Annotated in this window: 25 protein-coding genes; 13 read left to right on the forward strand and 12 right to left on the reverse strand. The window is 34.4% G+C overall.

Annotation, left to right across the window (positions count from 1 at the left end; genetic code table 11):
• Positions 1–151 precede the first annotated feature (151 nt).
• Genes gcvT through idi form a run of 3 tightly spaced genes read right to left on the reverse strand, consistent with a single transcriptional unit; the run spans position 152 to position 2,220 of the window.
• Entirely contained in the window at positions 152–1,228 is a 1,077-nt protein-coding gene (gene gcvT, locus BBI01_RS06665; protein ID WP_065393890.1) for a glycine cleavage system aminomethyltransferase GcvT, read from the reverse strand.
• A 9-nt stretch (positions 1,229–1,237) separates the two neighbouring features.
• Positions 1,238–1,711: a hypothetical protein gene (locus BBI01_RS06670; protein ID WP_065393891.1), complete on the reverse strand. Its 474-nt coding sequence runs from the start codon at positions 1,709–1,711 to the stop codon at positions 1,238–1,240.
• Positions 1,711–2,220, reverse strand: coding sequence for an isopentenyl-diphosphate Delta-isomerase (idi, locus tag BBI01_RS06675; protein ID WP_065393892.1), 510 nt, complete (start codon positions 2,218–2,220; stop codon positions 1,711–1,713). The genes BBI01_RS06670 and idi overlap by 1 nt, the downstream gene beginning before the upstream one ends.
• 295 nt (positions 2,221–2,515) lie before the next feature.
• Between idi and BBI01_RS06680 the strand changes: the two genes are divergently transcribed.
• Both BBI01_RS06680 and BBI01_RS06685 read left to right on the forward strand, forming a co-directional pair.
• Entirely contained in the window at positions 2,516–2,926 is a 411-nt protein-coding gene (locus BBI01_RS06680; protein WP_065393893.1) for an LNS2 domain-containing protein, read from the forward strand.
• An 84-nt stretch (positions 2,927–3,010) separates the two neighbouring features.
• Positions 3,011–3,970 carry a D-2-hydroxyacid dehydrogenase gene (locus BBI01_RS06685; RefSeq protein ID WP_065393894.1) on the forward strand — a complete coding sequence of 320 codons (960 nt, stop codon included), beginning with the start codon at positions 3,011–3,013 and terminating at the stop codon, positions 3,968–3,970.
• A gap of 76 nt (positions 3,971–4,046) precedes the next feature.
• Here the strand turns inward: BBI01_RS06685 and mscL are convergent, their stop codons facing one another.
• Positions 4,047–4,427, reverse strand: coding sequence for a large conductance mechanosensitive channel protein MscL (mscL, locus tag BBI01_RS06690; RefSeq protein WP_065393895.1), 381 nt, complete (start codon positions 4,425–4,427; stop codon positions 4,047–4,049).
• A gap of 244 nt (positions 4,428–4,671) precedes the next feature.
• On the opposite strand from mscL, the gene BBI01_RS06695 reads away from it, so the two are divergent.
• Complete coding sequence (locus BBI01_RS06695; RefSeq protein WP_065393896.1) at positions 4,672–6,189, forward strand: bifunctional ADP-dependent NAD(P)H-hydrate dehydratase/NAD(P)H-hydrate epimerase; 1,518 nt, start codon at positions 4,672–4,674, stop codon at positions 6,187–6,189.
• Positions 6,190–6,555: 366 nt separating this feature from the next.
• Positions 6,556–7,203: an isochorismatase family protein gene (locus BBI01_RS06700; RefSeq protein ID WP_065393897.1), complete on the forward strand. Its 648-nt coding sequence runs from the start codon at positions 6,556–6,558 to the stop codon at positions 7,201–7,203.
• Between the two features lie 77 nt (positions 7,204–7,280).
• Here the strand turns inward: BBI01_RS06700 and lgt are convergent, their stop codons facing one another.
• Positions 7,281–8,129: a prolipoprotein diacylglyceryl transferase gene (gene lgt, locus BBI01_RS06705; RefSeq protein ID WP_065394146.1), complete on the reverse strand. Its 849-nt coding sequence runs from the start codon at positions 8,127–8,129 to the stop codon at positions 7,281–7,283.
• A 443-nt stretch (positions 8,130–8,572) separates the two neighbouring features.
• The gene (yidD, locus tag BBI01_RS22320; RefSeq protein WP_076552611.1) at positions 8,573–8,824 is read right to left on the reverse strand and encodes a membrane protein insertion efficiency factor YidD; all 252 of its coding nucleotides are present in this window, start codon (positions 8,822–8,824) and stop codon (positions 8,573–8,575) included.
• Positions 8,825–8,924: 100 nt separating this feature from the next.
• Here yidD and BBI01_RS06710 point away from each other — a divergent pair, with 100 nt between their 5' ends.
• Positions 8,925–10,202, forward strand: coding sequence for a replication-associated recombination protein A (locus BBI01_RS06710; RefSeq protein ID WP_065393898.1), 1,278 nt, complete (start codon positions 8,925–8,927; stop codon positions 10,200–10,202).
• A gap of 49 nt (positions 10,203–10,251) precedes the next feature.
• Here the strand turns inward: BBI01_RS06710 and BBI01_RS06715 are convergent, their stop codons facing one another.
• The 5 genes from BBI01_RS06715 to BBI01_RS06735 all read right to left on the reverse strand — a co-directional run bounded on the left by BBI01_RS06715 (position 10,252) and on the right by BBI01_RS06735 (position 15,514).
• A complete protein-coding gene (locus BBI01_RS06715; RefSeq protein ID WP_065393899.1) occupies positions 10,252–10,674 on the reverse strand; it encodes a hypothetical protein in 423 nt (140 codons plus the stop codon).
• A gap of 110 nt (positions 10,675–10,784) precedes the next feature.
• Positions 10,785–13,022, reverse strand: a complete 2,238-nt coding sequence (locus BBI01_RS06720; protein ID WP_065393900.1) for a DUF2339 domain-containing protein — start codon at positions 13,020–13,022, stop codon at positions 10,785–10,787.
• Between the two features lie 110 nt (positions 13,023–13,132).
• Entirely contained in the window at positions 13,133–13,834 is a 702-nt protein-coding gene (locus BBI01_RS06725; RefSeq protein ID WP_065393901.1) for a hypothetical protein, read from the reverse strand.
• Positions 13,835–14,117: 283 nt separating this feature from the next.
• Positions 14,118–14,966, reverse strand: a complete 849-nt coding sequence (pheA, locus tag BBI01_RS06730; RefSeq protein WP_065393902.1) for a prephenate dehydratase — start codon at positions 14,964–14,966, stop codon at positions 14,118–14,120.
• A 122-nt stretch (positions 14,967–15,088) separates the two neighbouring features.
• Positions 15,089–15,514 carry an acyl-CoA thioesterase gene (locus BBI01_RS06735; RefSeq protein WP_065393903.1) on the reverse strand — a complete coding sequence of 142 codons (426 nt, stop codon included), beginning with the start codon at positions 15,512–15,514 and terminating at the stop codon, positions 15,089–15,091.
• 135 nt (positions 15,515–15,649) lie between these two features.
• Here BBI01_RS06735 and dnaA point away from each other — a divergent pair, with 135 nt between their 5' ends.
• The 4 genes from dnaA to BBI01_RS06755 all read left to right on the forward strand — a co-directional run bounded on the left by dnaA (position 15,650) and on the right by BBI01_RS06755 (position 19,639).
• Entirely contained in the window at positions 15,650–17,104 is a 1,455-nt protein-coding gene (gene dnaA / locus BBI01_RS06740; protein ID WP_027372814.1) for a chromosomal replication initiator protein DnaA, read from the forward strand.
• A 101-nt stretch (positions 17,105–17,205) separates the two neighbouring features.
• The gene (locus BBI01_RS06745) at positions 17,206–17,655 is read left to right on the forward strand and encodes a low molecular weight protein-tyrosine-phosphatase (RefSeq protein WP_065393904.1); all 450 of its coding nucleotides are present in this window, start codon (positions 17,206–17,208) and stop codon (positions 17,653–17,655) included.
• 100 nt (positions 17,656–17,755) lie between these two features.
• The gene (locus BBI01_RS06750; protein WP_065393905.1) at positions 17,756–18,454 is read left to right on the forward strand and encodes an SAM-dependent methyltransferase; all 699 of its coding nucleotides are present in this window, start codon (positions 17,756–17,758) and stop codon (positions 18,452–18,454) included.
• A 117-nt stretch (positions 18,455–18,571) separates the two neighbouring features.
• A complete protein-coding gene (locus BBI01_RS06755; RefSeq protein ID WP_065393906.1) occupies positions 18,572–19,639 on the forward strand; it encodes a DUF2891 domain-containing protein in 1,068 nt (355 codons plus the stop codon).
• A 1-nt stretch (position 19,640) separates the two neighbouring features.
• Here BBI01_RS06755 and BBI01_RS06760 read toward each other — a convergent pair whose 3' ends face one another.
• Complete coding sequence (locus tag BBI01_RS06760) at positions 19,641–20,114, reverse strand: Mpo1 family 2-hydroxy fatty acid dioxygenase (RefSeq protein ID WP_065393907.1); 474 nt, start codon at positions 20,112–20,114, stop codon at positions 19,641–19,643.
• A gap of 73 nt (positions 20,115–20,187) precedes the next feature.
• Here BBI01_RS06760 and BBI01_RS06765 point away from each other — a divergent pair, with 73 nt between their 5' ends.
• From BBI01_RS06765 to BBI01_RS06780, 4 genes are all read left to right on the forward strand, one after another.
• Positions 20,188–21,033 carry a helix-turn-helix domain-containing protein gene (locus tag BBI01_RS06765; RefSeq protein ID WP_065393908.1) on the forward strand — a complete coding sequence of 282 codons (846 nt, stop codon included), beginning with the start codon at positions 20,188–20,190 and terminating at the stop codon, positions 21,031–21,033.
• 89 nt (positions 21,034–21,122) lie between these two features.
• Positions 21,123–22,433 carry a TolC family protein gene (locus tag BBI01_RS06770; protein ID WP_065393909.1) on the forward strand — a complete coding sequence of 437 codons (1,311 nt, stop codon included), beginning with the start codon at positions 21,123–21,125 and terminating at the stop codon, positions 22,431–22,433.
• Between the two features lie 24 nt (positions 22,434–22,457).
• Positions 22,458–23,582, forward strand: coding sequence for an HlyD family secretion protein (locus BBI01_RS06775; protein WP_065393910.1), 1,125 nt, complete (start codon positions 22,458–22,460; stop codon positions 23,580–23,582).
• A gap of 100 nt (positions 23,583–23,682) precedes the next feature.
• Positions 23,683–25,275 (forward strand): transporter, encoded by a 1,593-nt coding sequence (locus BBI01_RS06780; RefSeq protein ID WP_065393911.1) that lies wholly within the window; start codon positions 23,683–23,685, stop codon positions 25,273–25,275.
• Positions 25,276–25,421 lie beyond the last annotated feature (146 nt).

Raw genomic sequence — 25,421 nt, forward strand, 5'->3', positions numbered from 1 at the left:
GATATGTGTACTCCAGACCGATCACTTTGCTGTTACTGCAGATAAGAATTCAGAGATTGTAAATTTTACAGTCTCTTTTTTTGAAGAATATATTTAAAAGAAAAGAGACCATCCGAAGATAGTCTCTTTTTGTGTATTGTATTGAGAACAATTATACAAAAGGAGCTTTCACCACTTTTGCAGGAATGTTCTTGTTTCTTACCTGAATGAAGATCTCAGAACCTAATTTGAAGTGAGGCTTGTCTACATAAGCAAGACCTAAACCGATCTTTTTCATTGGAGACTGAGTTCCTGAAGTTACTTTTCCGATTACGTTTCCTTCAGCGTCTACCACGGGGTAATCATGTCTTGGAACTCCTTTGTCTGTCAATTCAAAAGCTACTAATTTTCTTGTAACTCCTTCTTCTTTTTGCTTAGCGAAAGTATCTTTAGAAACAAAATCTTTATCAAATTTCGTGATCCATCCTAATCCAGCTTCAATTGGAGAAGTTGTATCATCGATGTCATTTCCGTAAAGACAGAATCCTTTTTCTAGTCTTAAAGTATCTCTTGCTGCTAATCCACAAGGAACAATCCCTTCAGATTCACCAGCGTTCATTACTTCATCCCAAAGTTTTTCTGCGCTTTCGTTCTTGAAATAGATTTCGAAACCACCGCTTCCTGTGTATCCCGTGTTAGAAATGATCACATCATTCACACCTGCAACGCTTCCTACAGTAAAGTGATAGTAAGGAATCTCAGAAAGATTTACCTCAGTAAGCTTTTGAAGAATTTCAGTTGCTTTAGGACCCTGAACAGCTAGTAATGACATATCATCAGAAGCATTGGTCATTGTAGCACCGAATGTGTTATATTTTGAAATATGATTCCAGTCTTTGTCGATATTAGAAGCGTTTACCACTACAAAATACTTGTCGTCTTCCATTTTGTAAACGATAAGATCATCCACAATTCCTCCGTTTTCATTCGGAAGACATGAATATTGAGCTTTTCCGTTTTCCAGAGTATCTATATTATTGGTTGTTACCAACTGTAAAAGGTCTTTAGATCCCGGACCTTCGATGAAAAACTGTCCCATGTGGGAAACATCAAACAATCCTGCTTTTTCTCTTACTGCAAAATGCTCTTCAGTCACTCCTGAATATTGTACAGGCATTTCAAAACCTGCGAAAGGTACGATCTTAGCTCCCAGGGAAACATGTTTGTCGTACAAAGCTGTTTTCTTCATATTTAATTCTTATTTCTTTATTTTAAAACTATTGAAAGTCTCATTGAATAGGGTCATGTAGTTTCCGTTCCAGAATTTCTGACCACAATTGATCGTGATCAGATACAAATCCTTGTCCTTTTGAAAAGTTTTTGTAATCCAGAAAAGTTTTTCTTTCGGATCAAAATATTCATAATAATATTCTGTATATCCTTTTTTACCTTTATTTTCCTTTACCTTGCTTTCCTCATCATTTGATTGATAAAGAGCCAGAATAAACTTTTTTGTCTCAGCTTTGGGAAGGTTCAGGTCATGATATTCGGAAATAGTAATAGCTCCGATTTCATTGGTAGGGAAAATATTGATAATGTCACTGTCGTTGGTAGATTTCCAACCTTCAGGAACATTAATAGAGTAGTTAGGAGCGTCATAAGTAGTTGCTTTTTGAGCAAAAAACAGACTTCCTGATACAATAGCAGAAAATAGTAGTATTTTTTTCATCATTAAAAATGGTGTTTATATTCTTCAAGGATAATTTTAAACCATTCCGTAAAATTTTCCGGGTTTTGAGAGATCTCTTTATCCAGATCTTCAGGAGAAATGAATCGTACTTCTTCCACTTCTTCCTTATTCAGGTTAAAATCAGATTCATGATTTCCGATAAAAACATAATCCAGCTCATGTTCCCAAAGTCCTCCGCCAACATCTGCCTTGTAAATAAAACTGAATTTTTCCGAAAGTTCTGCTTCTATCCCAAGTTCTTCTTTCAGCCTGCGTTTGGCGCCAGCCAGATAAGTTTCCCCGTTTCTGGGATGTGAGCATACTGCATTAGTCCATTGGTTAGGAGAATGATATTTCCCTGAAGCTCTTTTTTGAAGAAGCATTTCACCTTTACTGTTAAATAGAAATACAGAAAAAGCACGGTGTAACAAGCCATTGACGTGAGCCTGCTGTTTCTCCATCAAACCCAAAACTTCATCCTCAGGATTTACTAAAACTACAAATTCTTCCATTTCTACAAATGTAAGCGTAATAAATGTATTTTGGAAATTTTTCGATAAACATCATACTTTTTAGAATCTTATAAACATATAGAAAGGAAAAACTAATGATGTCCAGATAAACCCTATTTCTTTTCATTTTTCAAATCTCCTGAGTGAAAATTTTTAATCATAAGTTGCAAAATGAAGAATAAATTATTAATATTATTTGTCAAATAATGATTTTTGTAGTAAATTTTTAACATAAACGAAGTTTAACATCCCTTTTAGTTGTAAAAAATGTAACTTTGTTACTCAAATTTTAACGATGGAATTAGAATACATAGAACACATCAGTCCTATTCTAAAGGATGGAGTTAAAAATTACCTAATCGATATAGACGGAACTATTACAGATGATGTTCCCAATGAAGAACCGGAAAGAATGGTTACCTGTGAACCTTTCCCAGATGCATTGGAAACAATCAACAGATGGTATGATGAAGGGCATCAGATCTGTTTTTTCACTTCAAGAACCGAAAACCTGAAGCAAATCACTATAGATTGGTTAGATAAACATGGTTTTAAATACCACAGTGTACTTTGCGGAAAGCCTAGAGGTGGAAATTATCACTGGATAGACAACCACCTGGTAAGAGCTACAAGGTATAAAGGTAAGTTTACAGACCTGGTAGAAAAACAAGTGACTATCGAAGTTTTCAAAGAGGACGAAGAATAAAAGAATATAATTAAAGATTTAAAAATTGAATGGAGCTTATCCTTTAATTTTTAAATCTTTCAATTTTTAAATATAGCAGCATTTATGAAAGTTTTAGCAAACGACGGCCTGGATCAATCTGGAATTGATGCATTAACAGAAAAGGGATTCGAGGTTATTACTACAAAAGTTCCACAGGAATTTTTAGTAGATTATATTAACGAGCACAAGATTCGTACTTTATTGGTAAGAAGTGCTACGCAGGTAAGGAAAGATATTATCGACAATTGCCCTTCCATCGAGATCATCGGAAGAGGAGGTGTAGGAATGGATAATATTGATGTGGATTATGCAAGAGAAAAAGGTATTCATGTGATTAATACGCCGGCTGCTTCTTCAGAGTCTGTGGCTGAACTTGTTTTTGCACACTTGTTTTCGGGAGCAAGATTTCTTCAGGATTCCAACAGAAAAATGCCTTTAGTAGGAGATACTGAATTTGCAGCACTTAAAAAAGCCTATGCAGCAGGAATTGAATTGAGAGGAAAGACTATCGGGATTATCGGTATGGGAAGAATAGGACAGGAAGTGGCAAGAATAGCGCTAGGTCTTGGGATGAGAGTGGTTGCCGCTGATAACAATGTAGGTAGAGCAAGTATTAAAGTTAAATTCTACAATAACCAGTTTATTAATGTAGATATAGAAACGGAATCATTGCAGGATGTTTTAAAGCATTCAGATTTCATTACTCTTCATGTTCCTGCTCAGAAAGATGGATATATGATAGGTAAAAATGAGTTTGAAATGATGAAGAATGGAGTAGCAATCGTAAACTGTTCCAGAGGAGGAGTAATCGATGAAGCTGCTTTGATTGAAGCATTAGATTCAGGTAAAGTGAAGTTTGCCGGATTGGATGTCTTTATAAATGAACCAACGCCATCCAAAGAAATTCTTAATCACTCAAAAATATCTCTGACTCCACACACAGGAGCTTCTACACTTGAGGCTCAGGACAGAATAGGACTGTCACTGGCTGATCAGATTTCAAGTATTTTACAGATCCAGTAATTGGATCAATGGATATAAAAAGTAAAAGCACCTTTCAATGAAGGTGCTTTTGTATTTTAAACTTTTGACTTGCAGATTATATATTGTTTTTGCTTTTCAATAAGTCTCTGATCTCTGCTAATAGCTTCTGATCATCTGTAGGTCCAGCAGGAGCCGGAGCCTCTTTTTTATTGACCTTATTTGCCCCTTTAATAATAAAGAAAAGCACCATAGCGATACACAGGAAGCTGATCACTGCAGAAAGGAAGTTTCCATAAGCAACACCATTCCATGAAAGCTTAGCGATGTTTTCTGCTCCAGCTGCTTTTAGTGCCGGATTTAAGATCAAAGGAGTAATTACATCTTCAACCAAAGACGAAACAATTTTACCAAAAGCTGCTCCAATGATTACACCGACAGCCAGATCGAGAACATTTCCTTTAAAGGCAAATTCTTTAAATTCTTTAACAAATCCCATAATTTATATTTTTTTAATTAGTATACACACAAAAATATAATTAAAAAATGTAAAAAACATAAACTTTTGTTGTTTTTTATTCCAATTAAGCAGATTGTTAGCTTGAATCAATAAGATTTATTTTAATGAAAAATGTAACTTTATAGTTGTATTTTATTTTGTTTAATTATGTAGATGTATTTTATTATAGAGGTATTGCTATAATTAGATTTCTTTTATAACCTGTTCAAAATCCATATTACCTATGAAAATTTTTACTGCAGAACAAATTCGTAATTGGGATGAATTTACCATCTCTTATGAACCTATTGCTTCAGTCTTTTTGATGGAAAGGGCTTCAACTGCTATAGCAAACTGGATAAGTGAGAATTGTAAAAATCATAGAAAAATAGTTCTATTTTGTGGTAAAGGCAACAATGGCGGGGATGGATTCGCTGTTGCAAGAATGCTTTATCTTAAAGGTTTTGATGTAGATGTATTTGTTAATGATCCTAAAGGTAAATTTTCACAAGATGCACATATTAATTTTAAAAGACTTGCTGATATTTCAGGAGTTTCAGTTCGGAATTTCAATCAGGTAGAACAATATGGTTTTGATGACAAGACAATAATTATTGATGCCCTTTTCGGAACAGGGCTATCCCGACCGTTGAATGGTGAATATAAAGAGCTTATAGAGTATCTCAACACAAAGAAAAATATTAAAATATCAATCGATATACCCTCCGGTTTATTTATAGATCAGATTTCTGATAAAGATTCTGTTATTTTAAAAGCTGATTATACCTTAAGCTTTCAATGCTGGAAAAGAAGTTTTCTTCATCCTGAAGCTGGAATTTATACGGGAAAAGTAATTATATTGGATATTAATTTAAGCAAGAAATATCAAGACTCTACAGAAACAAAATATTTTGTTATTGATGATGACCTTATCGAATCTCTATTCAAGCCCAGAAATGAATTTTCGCATAAAGGAACCTATGGTAAAGCTACTGTTATAGGTGGAAGTTATGGAAAAATAGGAGCGGTGGTTTTAGCTACCAAATCGGCTTTGAAAACCGGAGCGGGGCTTACTTTTACAATAGCACCCAAATGCGGTTATGAGATATTGCAAACCTCCTGTCCCGAAGCCATGTTTATAGAAGCAGGCGAAAAAAATGTTGAAAAATTTACCACTGAAGAGGGAATGACTATTGGTATTGGTCCTGGTTTGGGAACTGATGAAAATACGGCAAAAGGTCTTTTAAGTTTTCTTAGAAATTATTCAAATCCATTGGTGCTGGATGCTGATGCTTTGAATATTATTTCCAAAGATGAGGAAAACAAAAATTTAATTCCTGAAAAGTCAATTATTACTCCTCATCCGAAAGAATTTGAGAGATTATTTGGAAAAACAAAAGACTCTTTCAAAAGGTTGGAATTGGCAAGGGAGAAGGCAAAAGAACTCAAAATTTATATTGTACTGAAAGATCATCATACGCAGGTTGTTACACCGGAAGGAGAGGTTTTTTATAATATAAAAGGAAATTCCGGATTGGCGAAAGGAGGAAGTGGTGATATCCTCACCGGAATTTTAACTTCTCTTTTAGCTCAGGGATATTCAGAAAAAGATACCAGTATTTTAGGTGTCTGGCTACATGGAAAAGCGGCTGATCTTGCTGCTGAAAAGTATTCAAAAGAATCTATGCTTCCTACTCAGGTTATTGATGAATTTGGAAATGTTTTTATTGATTTAAATAAGAGACTTACCAAAAGTTTATGAGAGAAAGAGTGAAAAACGAATGTGTCTGTTTACTTTTTATCATATTTACTTCATACTTTCCTGGTTTTTGTTTTTTTTAAAAATAACAAAATGATTAATTTTTCACATTTAAATTAAATATTTTGTTGCTTTTAATAGTTGTTTGATGTGTTTTGTATTGAAAAATATGTGTTTTTTTTATTTTTGTTTCATTTTTAATTAAATTTGTATAGCAAAATATTGCTCTGAATTTCTAAAGGAAGAATTCAGTTTTTTCCTTTAATAAGAAGATATTGTTATTAATAAACATTCTTTTCAGAATAAATGATGAAAACTGCAAATATTAAAAGTGTTTGCTTAATATTTAATATACAATTTTAGAACAAGATGGAAAAATTAACAAGAATCAATTATGATGATGTCGCTATTTTACTTATAGATCATCAAAGTGGGCTTTTTCAAACTGTAAAAGATATTGAAGTACAAACATTGAGAAATAATGTTTCGGCTTTGGCAAGATTAGCAGCTTTGGAAAATATTCCCGTAATAGCAACAGCGTCTGAACCTAGTGGACCTAATGGACCTTTAATGCCGGAGATACAAAAATTAGCCCCTCATACAAAATATATAGGACGTAAGGGAGAGGTTAATGCTTGGGATAATGCTGATTTTGTAGAGGCTGTAAGAGCAACAGGAAGAAAGAAATTAATGATAGCTGGAGTTTTAACAAGTATTTGTGTAGCATTTCCTGCAATTTCAGCTGTTTCTGAAGGGTATGAAGTGTTTGCTGTTATTGATGCGTCGGGTGATATGAGTACTTGGTCAACTCACATTACAATGAACAGATTACAAATGGCAAACGTTATTCCTATCAGTACAGCTGCTGTAATTAGTGAAGTTCTTAAAACTTGGGATAAGGATTTTGGAGTAGTTTCCGAATATGCTCAAATTTTAACATTAGTTATGCCTAATTATCAAGCGTTGATAGAAAGCCATGTAAAAGCACAAGAGGTTGCGTTGCAAAATAATAAGTAAGTAAACTTATAAGAAAAAGGCAAATTTGTAGTAATACAGATTTGCCTTTTTTTTATTTTAATAAATCTAAGATGTAATTATTCAGGTTTCTCATTTTGTTCTTCAGTAATGATAAACTTTTTAGAGATAATCATGATCACAACTCCTGCAATCATAAACGGAATAGAAAGGATTTGCCCTGTATTTAAGCCACCCATCTGAATAAACTCATCTCCCTGAGGCTCTTTAAGGAATTCAACAAAGAATCTTATTGCCCAAAGAATAATAAAGAACAACCCAAATAACCAACCTTGCTGGTACTTCTTATTGGTTTTTCTATATAGTATCCATAATAAAATGAACAGCGCAACGTAGCCTACAGCTTCAAATAACTGGCTTGGGTAACGTGGTACAGTAAGACCATATTCGCTGCTTTGTTGTGGAAAAAGTAATGCGAAAGGAGAATTTGGATCAGCAGGTTTTCCTACAATTTCAGAATTGAAAAAATTCCCCATCCTTACAAACGCTCCTCCTAAAGCGACTACAATACCCAATCTGTCATATACCCAAAAAGGGTTTTTCTTAATGATTTTGTAAGAGTAATAAAGTGTGGTAAGGATCAGTGCAATGGTTGCTCCGTGGCTTGCTAATCCCGAAAATCCTGTGAATTTTAATCCGTTTTTAGTACTGATTGGTAAAAATACACTCCAGAAATCTTCTTTGAACAATTCAGGCTGATAGAAAATAACGTGTCCTAGTCTTGCCCCAAGGATTGTGCCTATCAAAGTCCATGTGAAAAGAGGTTCCAGGTATTTTTGATTAACATTATCGATTTTAAAGATTCTGGACATTAAAATATATCCGAAACCAAAAGCAAAAACAAACATTAAACTGTAGAAATGTAATGTAACAGGTCCCAGTTGAATGCCTTTCGATGGATCCCAGATTTTAAAAGACGTTTTAAGTTCTACTTTATCAGAATCGATGATTGTTTTTGAAGATTTTACAGCATATTTGAATGTAGTAATATTTTCTTTAGTAACCGAATCATTGATCAGTTTGAAGTCTTTATCAAAAAACTGGTATTTTGAATCATGAAATTTCGTTAAAATTGAAGCTGTATAATTATAATAGTTAGGCTCAAAATTTGATTCATTTAAGATAACCAGAACATTATTATTAATTTGTCTGTCCGGAAACGCGTTAAGATCTCCAAATTCTGTAGTGGAATAGATTTTTACAGGAACATTATTTCCGTTGATGTCTAGAGTTCCGTTTGATAAACCTCCAGGATATTCCTGTGCAAAAACGAATTGAGTGACCAACGCAAACATGACGAGGTAAATTCTGAAAAAAATATTACTCATTTTTCTATTGATTTAATAGTTTATTACTGATTTTTATGTTTGGGCGGAACAGGGTCGTAACCGCTTCCTCCCCAAGGATGGCATCTTAAAATCCTTTTAGTTCCCAGCCATAAACCTTTAAATATGCCATGCACCCGTAATGATTCTATCATATAATGTGAGCAGGTAGGTTCGTAGCGACAGTTTTTAGGAAGTAAGGGCGAGATGAACCACTGGTAAAATTTTATCAAAATTACCAATGGAAATGTAATGATTTTATTGAATGTAAGTTTCAAAACAATGCAAAAATAGGGTAAAAAAATGAAAATTAGTTTAAATTTGTTAGAAGTTTCAGACCTCAAAAATCTGAATATTGACCTTTAAAAATAAAGTATCTTGAATCAAAATATTCCATTAGCCGAAAAATTAAGACCTAAAACCCTCGATGAAGTTTTGGGACAGGAACATCTTACCGGAGAAAAAGGAACAATCAGAAAAATGATTGATAACAATACCCTGAATTCTCTCATCTTTTGGGGACCTCCAGGAACTGGAAAAACGACATTGGCGGAGATCATTTCAGAACAGTCCGGTAGAAAGTTTTATAAGCTTTCAGCTGTGTCTTCAGGGGTAAAAGATGTCCGTGATGTGATTGAAGATGCTAAAAAACAGAATTTATTTTCAGGAAAATCACCTATTTTATTCATTGATGAAATTCACAGGTTCAATAAGTCCCAGCAGGATTCACTTTTGCATGCTGTAGAGAAGGGGTGGATTGTTTTAATTGGTGCCACTACGGAAAATCCCAGCTTTGAAGTGGTTTCTGCTTTGTTGTCAAGGAGTCAGGTTTATATTTTGAAAGCTTTGAGTTATGAAAAACTTGAGGAACTTATTGATATTGCTTCTGGAAGATATAATAAAGATGAAGGAACCGATTTTAAAATTCTTGAGAATGAAGCTTTAATTCAATATTCAGGTGGAGATGCCAGAAAACTGATCAATTCCGTAGAGCTGGTTTTAAACCAATATAAAAATTCAGATACTAAGGAGATTCTCAATTCCGATGTTCTGGAAGTTCTTCAGGAAACAATGGCGCTTTATGATAAAAATGGTGAGCAGCATTATGATATTATTTCTGCCTTTATCAAGTCTATGCGTGGAAGCGACCCGAATGGAGCTGTATATTGGCTGGCAAGAATGATTGCCGGAGGTGAAGATATTAAGTTTATTGCAAGAAGAATGTTGATTCTTGCCTCTGAAGATATAGGGTTAGCAAATCCAAATGCACTGGTAATTGCAAATAATTGTTTTCAGGCTGTGAATGTAATCGGAAATCCTGAAGCGAGGATTATACTGAGTGAAACAGCAGTGTATCTGGCGGTTTCTCCTAAAAGTAATTCTGCGTATATGGCAATCAATGAAGCGCTGGCATTGGTAAAGCAAACCGGAAATCTTCCTGTGCCGCTTCATTTAAGAAATGCACCTACAAAGCTGATGAAAGATCTTGATTATGGAAAGGAATATAAATATGCACATTCCTATGAAGGGAATTTTGTAGAGCAGGACTTTCTTCCGGAGGAGATCAGAAATATAAAACTATATGAGCCCGGAAATAATGCTACAGAAAAGAAAATTTATGAAGAACTAAAGAAAAAATGGTCTGATAAATATTAAAAATAAAAGGATATGATAGAAACCGTATCCTTTTTTATTTGTATCGTGATTAATTACTAGTAGAAATATATAATGTCTTTTTTCCATTATAATCTTTTACTTCAATCTTAGCAGCAATTTCCGCGAAAATAGTAGTTTGGGTATCTGTGAATTCATGACCGTCAAGAAAAACAGTGTTGTTTTCAGGGATGTTGTATTGTCTGTTGATTTGTTCAAATGTTAGTTTGTCCATACCGCTAACATAATTTTTGTTTTTATACTCAGTAACTCCATTCGGGAAAGCAGAACTGAATTTTCTCAGATGAGTAGGAAGACTTGCAGCACTCGTATATGTTTTCGAAAAATACATAGTCTTTTTCTGGGTATCAAATAGTTCCGTTGTTCCAATAATATCACCTACAACTGCAAGTTTCTTTTGAGAAAATAAAGTTGCGGATGAAAGGATTAAAAAAGTATAGATTAGTTTTTTCATAATCAGAATATGTAAGTGTTAAAAACGCGATAAATATAGTTATTTTTTATAAAATGTAAGTTAAATCTTAATATATTTTGAGTTTTGTTTATAGATAATGAATTTTATTATCATTGTGTGTCTGAATTTTTATTATTGTTTCCTTTTTTATCAACCATATTCTTTATAATGTTTTTAAGACGTTGAAATGTGAATGAGCTTAATAATAAGATAATACCCAATACGATAAATGCGCTTATTTTTGAAATATTATCCATCTGCCAGACATCATAACCATAAAGCTTTAAAATCATAAGTCCTAATAAAGCAAATCCGATTTTATTGTATTCCTTAATTTCTCTTTTTAATCCGATATAAATAAAGATACTGGAAAGAATGGTCCATATGATGGGAAGATAGAGGATATTGAAATGATTTTTCACTTTAAAAGAACTTAGATAATCCTGAGCGGTATTTAAAACATAAGTATGATGAAGTTCGCAGCTTATCATTGTAATCAATGCTAGTGAAATAATCCAATAAGATATTTTGTATTTGTGAAATTCCGAAGTTGGAACTGTTTTTATACATATATAAATAAATGGAATCCATTGAAGTAAATGAAATAGATAAAATCCAGAATGAAGTTTCTTGGATAAAATATCCGTAACTACAGATGAAGTAGAAACAGATATATTAATTGTTGCTATAAAAAGGAGTAGATAAATTAAGCCATTTTGGAACTCCCCTTGAATGTTCAGTTGTTTTCTGAAAAGTAATAGAGTGAAAATATAATAAACAGTGAATAGTAAAGCTATATTGGCAATTGCAGCCCAAGGCATATCACTCATGTGATAAGTGATTTCTAAAAGCAATGCAGTATAAATCATGGCATAGCTTACTATTGTGATCAGATTTTCTAAAAAGCTGTTGGATTCTTTTACTGCTTCTTTTTGTGTATTTTTCAACAGATACAGATTGATCCCGGTTGAAATAATAGTCACCAGACTCGTTAAAAATACAGGATTGAATATGATGCTGAGGTTTTTAGCATTAAAATACTGACACCAGGTGATAATTTGAGCAAAAATAACCAGAGGAAAAAGAAGATGAAAACATGTTTTGAAAATCTTATGTCCTGTTTTTTTCCAAAAGAAAAGTAGTAGAGTAGACTCTATTGCCCAAACGCTTGTAATAAGATGAGTCTTAAATTGTAAAGCTACTGCTATTGTTATCAGGCTCACTGTTATTCCGGTAAAAACAGAATAAGGTATGCCGAAGTTTCTTTTTCCATACTCTTTGAAAAGTAGAAGTACATTGATTACCGCAAACGTTATAGGAAAAATAATAACAGGCTCATATTTTAATTCATTGAAAACATAGGTGATTCCTATGATGCTAGAACAATTAATCAAAACAAGCATTAAAATATCAGGCGTAGAAAGTTTACTTTTCCTGATGTAATCATGCAAAGCAAAAATGTAGAAAATGATATAACTAATACTGTAAAATGCAATACTCAGAATTTCCGGCTGTTCGGCATTCCAATAAAAAAGATAAAGGCTTGTAAAAATATAAGCTGTCCAGCCAACGCTTTTCCAGTTTTGGAGGTAAGCTACGACAAGCATTCCTATGTTTAAAAGAGTGAGGTAGATAAAAAGAAAAGGATAATTACTTTGTCCTGTACTGATCATAAGAGGAGCGGAAAAACCTCCGATTAATGAAAAGATAATGAGGACTTCACTTTTATAATAATAAGATAGAATAATAGAGATGATTGTAATTAAAGTGGTGATTGCAAAAGCTGTATTCTGGCTGAAAAGATGATACTCCCTAAAAGCAATTGTTGCTGTAAAATATAAAACTGAAATTCCGCCTCCGGTTATAATGGAAGCAAAGGTTTTGTAATTTTTCCTCAGAAAATGTCCGATGAATATAATTAATGCCCCTGTAAAAAAGCCTATTCCTGCTCTTGATGTTTCTCCGATCCAATTCTTATCAATGGCATATTTTACAAAATAACCTATTCCAAGAACTAAAGTAAAAATACCAATGATGGTAAGTATGTTTTGCTTTAAAAAATCAAATATGGGGGTTAACCAGTCTTTTTGAATTGTTGGCGGAATTTCTTCATCTTCATTATTTTTCAAACTGGTTTTAGATGGAGATTCTTGATGATGTACTTGTGAAGAAGTAATAGTTTCTTCTTTCGAGATTCCTTCATTTGTAATTTCTGATTGTGTAGAAGATTTTCTGATTCTGGAGTTGAGATCCGATACTTCTTTTTCAAGTTTTCTGATTTTAGTGTTCAGATTATTGAAAATGACGGCGATGACTACAATTAATATAACAGCAATATACTCACTCATGTTATAGTTTTTATCAAATATAAAGAATGTGTACGATATACTCCTAAAAAATTAGCCCGTTACAAGGTAGTAACGGGCTAACGATATAGATAACTAACAATATGTTCTTATTAATTGGATACTTTGTAAATGTGGAATGAAGCAATACTTGAAGATAATAGTGTCAAAGTAACACCCGGATCTATTAATCCAAAGGTAATTCTGTCATCTTGCTGAAAAGAGTATAATGAAGTGATAGAGGTATCAGATATAGTTATACCTGCTGTTAAAATGGATACACCTGTGAATGGACGGGTGTCTATTAATGTGGATACTCCTCCTCTGGTTCTTAAGAGTCCGATACCTAAGCCTGTTGCTAGTACAGAAGCTTGCAATCCTGTTCCGTAACGGAACGAATATGTTAATGCATATACTCCGGTAGAGGGTATAACGTATGCTGATCCAGTATTGTCAAATAAAGAAGCGCTACCTATAGTCCTCTCTGTAGAAGAGAAGTTAACAGGCTTGAAGTCTCCAAAAGCTCCTAAAGTAAGCAGGGAAACATTGCTGGTTTTTTTTGCGGCATAAATAGTTGGGTCTACCTTTGAGGCTGCGATTAACAGCTGCGGGTCTACTGTGGATACCTGAGTAGTACTCTGGTTTAATCCTAAAATCTGATACCCTGTTAGAGCTGGAGCCGCCGGAGTATCTCTTACTTTTAAAGTACCATTTACGTCAAGGGTTGCTGAAGGGGAAGCTGTGTTAATTCCGACTTGGGAAAATAACGGCAATGTAGCAAAAGCTACCATTAAGCTGTAGATTTTAGTTTTCATGATCAAGATTTTAATTTAGTTAAGCAAATATACAATAAAAAATATACCCACCATTGTGAATTGTTTAAATTTAATGTTAATATGATGAAATATATTTAAACATATGTTTGTATTTTAATCCATTTTGTGAAATAATTTAAATACGGTTTTTGAATTTTTAATCACTATATGGTGGGTAACAGTATTGATATCAGGCGAATGTCACTTTTGTGTGTATTATTTTTAAGCATAAAAAAAACACTGTATGTCTAACAGTGTTTTTTTGAGTTATTATTTAAGGTATTTAGCTTTCTAGTAAAAATTCTTTATAATTTCCAAGAAAATCAACATTTGCATTAATAGATTTAAGCTCTTTTAGTGCGTTTTCATGGAGTACATCATGCCAAGGTCCCTCTACATTGATGAAAAAAAAGTAGTTTCCGAGCCCTGTTTTTAAAGTCCTCGATTCAATTTTACTAAGATTCATCTTTCTCCATGCAAAAACAGACAGTACCTGGTGTAATCCTCCAGGATGATCTTCAGGAAGTGTAACCAGCATTCCGGATTTCTCACCTAAAGTTTCAAGGCGGCTGTTATCATATTTATTCTGTTGCTTTGAAATGATAATAAATCGTGTGTGGTTCTGCTCAAAATCCTGAATATTCCGGCTAATGATATTTAATCCATATAAATTAGCAGCAAATTGATTGGCTACTGCAGCAATTTTAAGATCTTTATTCTCCGAAACATATTTAGCCGCAGCCGCAGTTGATGAAAAATCCTGTTTGGGAATATTCTTATAATGACTATCTAAAAAATGGAAACTCTGCGCCAGTGCCTGTGGATGCGAGTAAATTCTTTCAATATCCTCAACAGAATTTTCGGGATGTATCATCAGGTGATGGGCGATAGGCATTACTGCTTCTGCTTCAATTTTAATGGAAGGAGTTTTATATAAATAATCGAGGGTCATCGAAACAGTTCCTTCAATAGAATTTTCCAAAGGAACAACAGCTTTTGCTACTTCTCCATTTTCTACGGCGTTAAAACAGTCTAATATACTTGCTTGTGGTAATATTTCTTCATCAGGAAAAAGTTGTGCAGTAGCAAGCTGTGTAAAGCTCGCGTGAGGTCCCAAAAATGCAATCTTCATAATATTAATATATAAGGTATCGTTGTATAACAGTGCAAAGGTGCGAATTAATTCACAAATAGAGCTAAAGTTTTAATTGTGGCAATAATTAAGTTGAACCAAAATTTCTTTCTCTTTTCTTATTATAAACTATCTGTTGTTTTGTTCCAGTGTGATTCAATCAATTCCATTAAAAAGTCTGGGCACTTAATTACTTTATTGGTTTGCGCATCTAAAAAGAATAGAGTAGTGGATGCTTCTGTAATTTTAATATGCTCTTCATTGTAAATTTCATATTCAAATTCAATTCTCACACCCGGAATTTTTTTGACATAAGTATGGATTTCTAATTTTTGATCATACAAAGCTGGACGAATATACTTAATTTTGTACTCCGAAACCGGCAGCCAAATTCCTTGGTTTTCAATTTCATCGTATGAAATTCCTATGCTTCGGAAGAGCTCAACCCTGCCAACTTCAAAGTACTCAGCGTAGTTACCGTAGTATACATATTTCATAGGGTCGGTTTCTGCGTAACGTACTCTTATTGAGTGTGTTGTGTGTATCATTTTAGGTCTTAAATTATACATACAAATATATTTTTAAATAATCAATACCCGCAATATTTTTTTTTAAAAAGAAAATATTGGACCTTTGTCTCCCTTCTAAAAACAGTACAAACAAAGAATAATCAGGGCATAAAAATGGATGACAATTTAATGATGATATGGCAGAAGTGCCTTCAGTTTATGCGCGATAACTTGAACGCAGCTGAAGATAATTCTGACCTGAAAAAACTTGAAAAATCTTTCGATATGTTATTTGATAAGGTGCAGCCTCTTTCATTAGTGGCAAACAACCTTACACTTATCGTACCGAGCGATTTTTACAAGGAATATATTGAGGATAATTACTTGTCCCTGCTTTCTGCTGCCCTGAAGAAAAATGTAGGAAAAGGAGTTAAATTATGGTATTCTGTAATGGAAAACAGACCGAAAGGTGAAGAAAAACCAGTTACCATGAACATGAAGGGACAAAGCGTTCCTACTCCAAAAACACAGGAAACGATGCCACAAGGATTCTCAGCTAATATTGTAAACCCTTTTGTGGTTCCTGGAATTAGAAAAGTAAATATTGATTCAAACCTTAAACCAGACTATTCTTTTGATAGCTACGTAGAAGGTGAAAGTAATAAATTTGCAGCGACAGTAGCAAGATCTATTGCTAAAAGACCTGGAGCTACAGCATTCAACCCATTATTCTTATATGGTGGATATGGAGTAGGAAAAACTCACCTTGGACAGGCAGTTGGTCTTGAAGTAAAAAACCAGTTTCCTGATAAAGTAGTTCTTTACTTATCTTCAGAAAAATTTATTCAGCAATTTATTTCAGCTGCAAAAGCGCATAAACAAACTGAATTTGCTAATTTCTATCAGATGGTAGATGTATTGATTATCGATGATATTCAATTCTTATCTGGAAAATCAGCGACTCAGGATAGCTTCTTCCACATTTTTGATCACCTGCATCAAAACGGAAAACAAATTATCCTTACTTCAGATAAAGCACCTGCTGATATTATGGATATTCAGGACAGAATTGTTTCTCGTTTCAAATGGGGACTTTCTGCAGAAATCAAATCACCGGACTTATCCACAAGAAGACAGATCATTGAAGATAAATTAAGCAGAGACGGGATTGTTCTTCCGGGAGATATGCTTGATTTCCTTGCTGCTGAAGCAAAAACCAATGTAAGAGAACTTATAGGGGTGATCAACTCTGTAATTGCTTATTCTACAGTTTATAAGAGAGATTTAAGTCTTGAGTTATTAAAAGAAACGATCAACAGAATTGCTGCTAACCAAAAGAAGGTTATCAATATTCCTTACATTCAGGAAGTGGTATGCGATTATTTCGGGATCAAAAAAGAGCAGCTTTTATCCAAAACAAGGAAAAGAGAAATTGCTTTACCAAGACAGCTTGCAATGTATTTCTCAAAAGAGTTTACGAACTCTACATTCACTAAGATCGGTGAAGAAATGGGAGGAAAAGATCACTCTACAGTAATGTATGCTTGTGATACCATTAAAGATGTATCTAAAATTGATAAAGAAATCAAAAAATACGTTAAGGATCTTACAGAAAGAATCAAGCAGTAGTATATCTTAAGCCAAAATAATTTAAAATGGAGAATAGTAGTATTCTTCATTTTTTATTTAGTTTTGTGACAGAAACAGATATTTATTTTAAATACCAGACTATGAAAATCCTGATGGTTTGCCTTGGAAACATATGCAGAAGCCCTTTGGCAGAAGGAATAATGAAAACAAAAGTACCGGAAAACTTTGTTGTAGATTCTGCTGGAACTATTTCATTGCATGAAGGAGAGCATCCAGATAAAAGAGCTGTTAAAACGGCAGCTAACCATAATATTGATATCTCCAGACAGAAATCAAGACCTATCAAGAGAATAGATTTTGAAAACTTTGATAGAATTTATTGTATGGATATCAGTGTATTTGAAGACGTAATTTCTAAAGCTAAAAATGAAGAGGAACGTCAAAAAATATCATTGTTTCTGGAGGAATTGGGAGGTGATAAAAATGTTGAGGTTCCAGACCCGTATTGGGGAGGTATGAAAGATTTTGAAGAGGTTTTTCAACTTTTGGATAAAGGATGTGATGCCATTAAAAAACAAATCATAACATAAATAGTCATAAGAAAAATACTTTTAGTAAACTTTTAAGATAATAAATCTGAAGAAATATTTCGACCCACTTCATTAAACGAAAGAATTAAAAAATAAAACAATGCTTTTTTTACTCCCTGCTTACTTATCAGAAAATACTTCTATCACTCATTTTGCACCGGTAATAAAGGAATATATCATGCAAACTGATTACTTCTTCGTGGAAAATGAAAAAACAGCCAGAAAAGTGGTTAAATTTTTCGCTCCCGAAAAAAAACAGGCAGATTTGAAATTGTTTCTATTAGATAAGTACACAGAAAATGCAGATATCAAAGAAGCTCAACAATTAATGTTGAAAGGACAGGACTTTGGATTGCTTTCTGAAGCTGGATTACCGTGTATCGCAGACCCTGGAAATCTGATGGTAAAATGGTGTCATGAAAAAAACATCAGAGTAATTCCTATTTCCGGACCGTCGTCTATTATTCTTGCTTTGATTTCCAGTGGTTTCAATGGACAGGAATTTACATTTCACGGTTATCTCCCGATTGATAAAGGAGAAAAAAAGAAGCAGATTCAGCATTTAGAAAGTTTGGTTCAAAAAACGGGATATTCACAGATTTTTATGGAAACTCCATACAGAAACAATCAGCTTATCGAAGATCTTACCAAGTTCTTATCGCCTAATACAAAGCTTTGTATAGCAGCAAATATCAATGATCCGGAACATGAATTTATCAAAACAAAAACGATAAAAGACTGGCAAAAGCAAAAACCGGAATTACATAAAGTTCCGGCTGTATTTGTACTGGGAAAGTAATTTATTGATACAGAAGGAGAATTTATTATTTTATATAAGCTAGACTTAATATTTTTATCACGTAAGAAATTTCGTGATTTATCATTAAAAGTATGAATTATTTTCTATTTTTAATACATGAAAAAAAGTCTTTTAGCATTTGTGTTTTCACCATTTCTGATATATGCTCAGGAGGTTCCTAAGCTTACTGATGAGATGGCATTAAAATTAGCCGATAAACCCCTTCACTGTATCAATCAGGAATATCCAAATAAAACGGCACATATTATTAATAACGCTGGAGAAGTACCTTTAACACCTAAGGATCTTCATCCAAGTTTTTATGGCTGTTTTGATTGGCATAGCTCTGTTCATGGACACTGGATGCTTACCAGGCTTTTGAAGACAAAACCTTCGTTGTCTAATGCAAAAGACATCGAGAAAATCCTTGATGAATCTTTCCAGAAAGAAAAACTACAGACTGAAGCTGACTATTTTACCAAATACCAATTGACAGGAACCTTTGAGAGAACCTATGGCTGGGCTTGGATATTGAAACTTGATGAGGAGTTAACCACCTGGGATCATCCCAAAGCAAAGATATGGCATCAAAATCTAAAGCCTTTAACGGATCAGATCCTGAAATCATGGAAAACTTATCTTCCTAAACAAACTTACCCAAACAGAACCGGGGTTCATCCCAATACGGCATTTGCAATGGCATTTGCAATGGATTGGGCAAGAGCAAATAAAGATAAAGAGTTCGAAAATCAGTTGATGGAGAAGGCAAAATATTTCTTTTTAAAAGATCAGAAAACTCCTGCTTATTTAGAGCCTGATGGTTCTGATTTCTTTTCGCCAAGTCTTGAAATTGCAGATTTGATGAGAAGAGTTCTTCCTCAAAAAGAGTATGTAACATGGCTGAATAATTTCTACGAAAAAAGAAGCCTTGATAATATAGAGCAAATTCCTGTCGTAAGTGATTTAAGCGATTATCAGACTGTTCATCTCGTAGGATTATCATTTTCCAAGGCATGGTGTATGAAAGGTATTGCAAAAGCACTTCCTGCCGGTCATCCGTTAAAAAAAGACTTTCAGAAAACAGCTGATGTCTTCTTAGCTAATGGCTTACCATTGCTGTTTCAGGGAAACTATGGCGGAGATCATTGGTTGGCGAGCTTTGCTGTTTATGCATTGGAAGATTAGATTAATATTTTATCCCCGTTTTTTTAAGAATAAAGCCTAAAAGCCAAATAGGACCGATCAGTAGAAACTGTAAGTCTTTCAGGAATGAAGGCTTTTTTCCTTCAATTTTGTGTCCGATAAACTGGAAGATCCAGGTAATAACAAAGACACTCAGGTAAACGATCCAGGATTGCTTATCGATGCTGATATTGGTAAGGTAAATAAAATGTTCTGCCAAAAGCATTATCAAAATCATGGTGATTCCGATTAATAATGACAGTCTTATATAGTATAAACTTATCAGAGCAACAGCTACCAAACTTACAATACTGATGCATCCAAAATAGGAAACACAGAAATGGGATGATGGAATTAAAGAAATAAAACCAAGAATAGAGCAGAAAATTAAAGGGACACAAATCCAGTGAATGAACTTGTTAGTCGCATTTCTATGGCTTTTACTATATTCTGCAAATAATAAATCAACCTTTCTCATATTGACGGGAATTGGATAAATGCTAAAATAATAAAATTTTGTAATCAGTGATAAGTTTGCTTACATTTGTCTTATGTCTGCCTTAGAAAAATTCGGAGTTGAAATTTTTACACAAAAAAATATTTTTGAGAGAATCGCTGTAGATAAGCCTTTCCGTCCCGATAACCCTGCTTTTATATTCATTAAATCAGGAAAGATAAAACTTCGTCAGCATTTCAGTGATCTTGAGGTTTCTGCCAATATGTTTATGGTAACTGACCCTCAAACTATTTATGAAGTAATCTCAGTGACGGATGATTTTCAATCCAGAATGGTTTCCTATAAAAGAGAATTTATTTCTGCACTTTCTTTGAAATTCAACAGACTGATTACGTACCGATATTTCAGACAACAGATGAACAGAGGAGTACCATTTCCGGAAAGTGAAATGGAAGTAGTATGGAAAAGCGTTAATTTCCTGAAATACATTTTAGATTCTGAAACAGATATGCTCTATAAAAAAGAAATGGTGGAGCATCTTTTCTCTGTTTTCTGTTACCAGATGGCAGGGATCATCTCTAAGGAAGATACTAGTTCTATGAACCAGATGTCCAGACAGGAGGAAATTGTTTTCGTTTTCCTTACAGATCTGTCCGAATATCATCTTACAGAAAGAACGGTAGAGTTTTATGCCGAAAGACAATCCATTACAACCAGACATCTTTCATCGGTAGTCAAAGAGGTTACGGGGAAAACAGCAAGTCATATTATTGCTTTAATAGTAATGAATGAAGCGAAAGTACTTCTGAATTCTTCTAATAAACCTGTATCAGAGGTTTCATCTATCCTTGGTTTTAGCGATCAGTACGCATTTTCTCACTTTTTTAAAAAGCATATGGAAGTGAGCCCTAAACAATACAGACATCAGTTCGAAAATTAAAATCCTACATTTGAACATCTTTTTCCAAAAATCAAACATTTGATTGATTTTGTTGTTCTCCTAACTTTGCATCTGTAAAACAAGGTAAAATGACAAAGAAAATAAAAACAGCACTATCAGTTCTGATAGCGGCTTTTCCTGCGCTGTTTTTTTCGCAACAGGTAAAACAGATGACCGCAGGTGAGGTAGCTGAACTGGCAGTTCGGAATCATCAGCAGTTGAAAGTTTCTGCTTATAATATTGATATTGCAAAACAAAGTATCAATGTTGCTAAGCTTCAGAAACTTCCTACTATCACAGCTTCTACAAGCCAATTCTATTTGGGAGATGCAGTGGCAATTGATAAAGATTTTTCAAATTCTACAAACGTTCCGATGCCTCATTACGGAAGTTCGTATGCGGTGCAGGCAACACAACTGATTTTCAAAGGAGGACTGGTAAATAAATCTATTGAAATGGCGGGACTTCGTGAACAGCTTTCTGAACTGGACCTGGAGAAAAACAAACAGGATGTGAAATTTTTAGTGATTTCCAATTATTTGGATGTCTATAAGATTATCAATCAGGAAGAAGTCTTTCAGAATAACAAAAAACTGGCTCAGGAACGTCTTAAAAATATCCAGAAGTTTTATCAGCAGGGAATGGTAACCAGAAACGAGGTAATTCGTGGTGAACTTGCTCTTAAAAATTTGGATCAAGGGATTCTTACCCTTTCAAATAACAGAAAAATCCTTAATTATAATTTAAATATCGCATTGGGTTTATCTTCTGATACTGAAATTGTTCCTACGGAGAATTTAGAGAACAAAGAGTCTGGAATTGGGATGGATTATTATGTAAATCTTGCGCATGACAGTAATCCGATGTTAAAATCTGCGCAGAAAAATATTGCTGTAGCAGATAAGAATATTGAAATTATTAAAACGGACAATATGCCTACTCTGGCAGGATTCGGCGGATATACTTTACAAAGACCAATTACGACGAGAAATCCTGTTTTAGATATGTATTCAGGAGGATGGCAGACAGGTGTTTCTCTTAGTTATAATATTGATAACCTATACAAAACGAAAGAAAAAGTAAAATTAGGTGAACTGCAGAAAAACCAGGCGAATGATGCAATGACGCTGGTACAGCAGAATATAGATATGGGTGTAAATGCAGCCTATACAAAATATCAGGAAGCTATTCAACAGGCAGAAATCCTGAATGACTCCAAAAGACTGGCAGAAGAAAACTACAAGATTACGGAAGCTAAGTATCTGAACCAATTAGCTGTACAAGCTGAAATGATTGATGCGCAAAACCAGAAGTTACAATCAGAGCTGGATTATGCGAATGCGGAGATCAATGTTTTGTATCAATACTATAACCTTTTGAAGTCTACAGGAACACTTTAATTTTTAAAACTGAAAATCAACACAATGGAAAACAAGGAACAAACTACTCAAAATACAACCCCAGCTCCATCTCCAGCAAGACCAAGTGGAGATGGTAAAAAGAAACAGAACAAAAAAAATAAAATCAGAGCTATCATTTCAAACATCATCGTTTTTCTGGTGATCGGTTTCGGACTGTTCTGGCTGGTGCGTGAATATTTTCATATCGGAAATAAAACCTATACGGAAGCTGCACAGGTAGAAGAATTTATCAACCCGATTAACACAAGGGTTTCTGCTTATATCAAAGAAATTAAATTCATCGAACACCAAAGGGTAAAAAAGGGTGATACTTTGGTTATTCTTGACGAACGTGAAATTCTTACCCAATTAGGACAGGCGGAAGCTGCTTATCAGAATGCTATGGCTCAGAAAACGGCGACAAGTTCTTCAGTGAATACAGTTTCCAATAATATCAATGTAATGGAATCGAATATTGCGGGAGCAAAAGCCAGACTTTGGAATGCTGAACAGAATTTAAACAGATATAAAAACCTTTTATCTGCAGAAGCAGTAACAAGACAGCAATATGATCAGGTAAAAACGGAATATGATGCTCAGAAGGCGGCTTATGAGACTTTAGTGAATCAAAAACAATCCGCAAATCTTTCCACTACGGAAGTGAAGAGCAGATTGGGAATCAATGATGCGGAGATTAAAAGAACAAAATCTGCACTGGATATGGCGAGAATCAACCTTTCTTATACCGTAATTACTGCACCGTATGATGGAGTAATGGGAAGAAGAACGATTTCTGAAGGACAATTGATTCAGCCAGGGCAGCAAGTGGCAACAATTGTACTGAACGGACAAAAATGGGTGACAGCAAACTTCCTTGAAAGCCAGATGCCTAATATTAAAGTAGGAGAGAAGATAACGATGTCGGCAGATGCTTTGGGAGGACAAAAATTTGAAGGTGTGGTAACAGCAGTTTCTGCGGCTACAGGGTCAAGATATTCAAGTGTGCCTACGGATAATTCCACCGGAAACTTTATTAAAGTACAGCAAAGAATTCCTGTAAGAATTGAATTTACGGCTTCCAATAAAAAAGAAAATTTGGATAAGCTAAGCGCGGGAATGAATATGAACGTGAATATTAATAAAGACTAAAAGATAGCAGAGGTCAGATTTCAGACTTAATATGATGAAGAAGGATTGAAAGCCAGATGGTAAAGTCTGTTATCTGATATCTGTAATCTATACCTAAAATATGTACAACAAAGGATTATATAGCGACTGGGTGCCCAAACCCGTACAGCTCTTGCTGATTGTATTACTGCTTGCGGTGGTAATGCCGATTGGTGGGGTTTATACCGGGAATATCAGTTATCTGGTAAGTGGTACCGGCGCTATGACAGAATATTTTATGTGGGCGAATTATGCGACCACTATAGGAATGGGAGCCTGTATGCCTGTCGTCCTCAGAATAAAAATGAGGTTTAAGGTAAGAGATAAAATGGTACTGCTTTTAGTTCTCTTAGGATTACTGAGTTATATCAATTCAACTACTTTAGAACCGATGATCTTCATATTTTCTGCTCTACTGATCGGATTTATGAAAATGATGGTAACGATAGAGCTCTTTCTGCCATTAATGGTAATGATCGGAAACAGAGGAATGTTTTATGGAATGTTCTATACATTTGTTCTGGTGATGAACCAAGTGGCGGCTTATTATGCAGCAGAATTTGCGCTTCTGTATAACTGGCAGCAGTTTTATATTTTTACAGCAGTTCTTTGCTTTATATTAGCATTGATACACTGGATTTTTATGCATGATAAATACTTTGCCCTGAAAGTCCCATTACATTATATAGACTGGTTGAGTATTCTGCTGTTTATCTCCACTTTTATGTTTTCGGCTTATGTATATGCATTTGGAAGACAGCAGGATTGGCTGAACTCCAAGAATATCATTAACGCAAGCATAGCAGCTTTTGTGAGTTTTGCATTACTTTCCATTCGTCAACTGACATTAAAAAGACCTTATCTTTCATTCAAAATTTTTACAAAAAATAATGTACAACACGGTTTATTCATGCTGTTTTGGCTGGGAATGTTTCTGGGAACAGCTTCCCTTCAGAATACATTTGCTGTAGGAGTTTTGGGATATGATCAGTTGACTAATGCCAGACTCAGTATGCTGATGATTCCGGGAATCATTGTTGCGGGAATCATTGCTGTCATTTGGTTTAAAAAAGAAAAACCATTGAAAATGTATATTTTTTCAGGGTTTGCAGGGATGATAGGGTATGCCATTATTATGTATTTTTCCATGGTTCTGGAATTTAATTATGACAACTGGTACCTGCCTATGTTTTTAAAAGGATATGGAATGTGTTCGTTGTTTATTTCCATTTGGTTTTATACACTGGATAAGCTTGAAATGGACGAAATGCTTGCCGCAATAGGGCTTGTCTTAGTTTGGAGAACCTTTTTGGCGGTAGGTATCTTCTCCACTCTGTATTCTTGGCTGCAATACCGTTTCCAGATTACTGCGATAGGAGATTTGGCTGTTTATATGGACGGAATGACGGTTACTCCTCAGAATGTAATGGCAAATATGAAAGCGATTCAGTTGAATGCCATTATTATTGCTACCAAAAAGATCTTCGGATTCATTGTTCTGATCGGTTTGGGGATTTTGCTGTATGTTGCCACTCACCATTTCGGGGCAAAACGATTCCAGTACTTTAGATTTGTAAGAGTGCTTGGCGGTAAATCTGTTATTGCAAGAAGAAGGCTTCGTGAACGTAAAAAATTATTAGAAGAAATAAAAGACGCAGCAGGTCCTGCGATGTAAAGATAACCTTGTTTTTCACAGTGAGATCCTGGTCCTTCAATGGGCTGGGATCTTACGCTTTTAGAATAGAATCTGGAAGAGGACAGAAATGATAAACCATTAATGACTATTGCTCAGCATAAGAAAATTACCCCAAAGAAGTTATG

Origin of the sequence: Chryseobacterium artocarpi, from assembly GCF_001684975.1 — a bacterium.
Taxonomy (GTDB): Bacteria; Bacteroidota; Bacteroidia; order Flavobacteriales; family Weeksellaceae; genus Chryseobacterium; species Chryseobacterium artocarpi.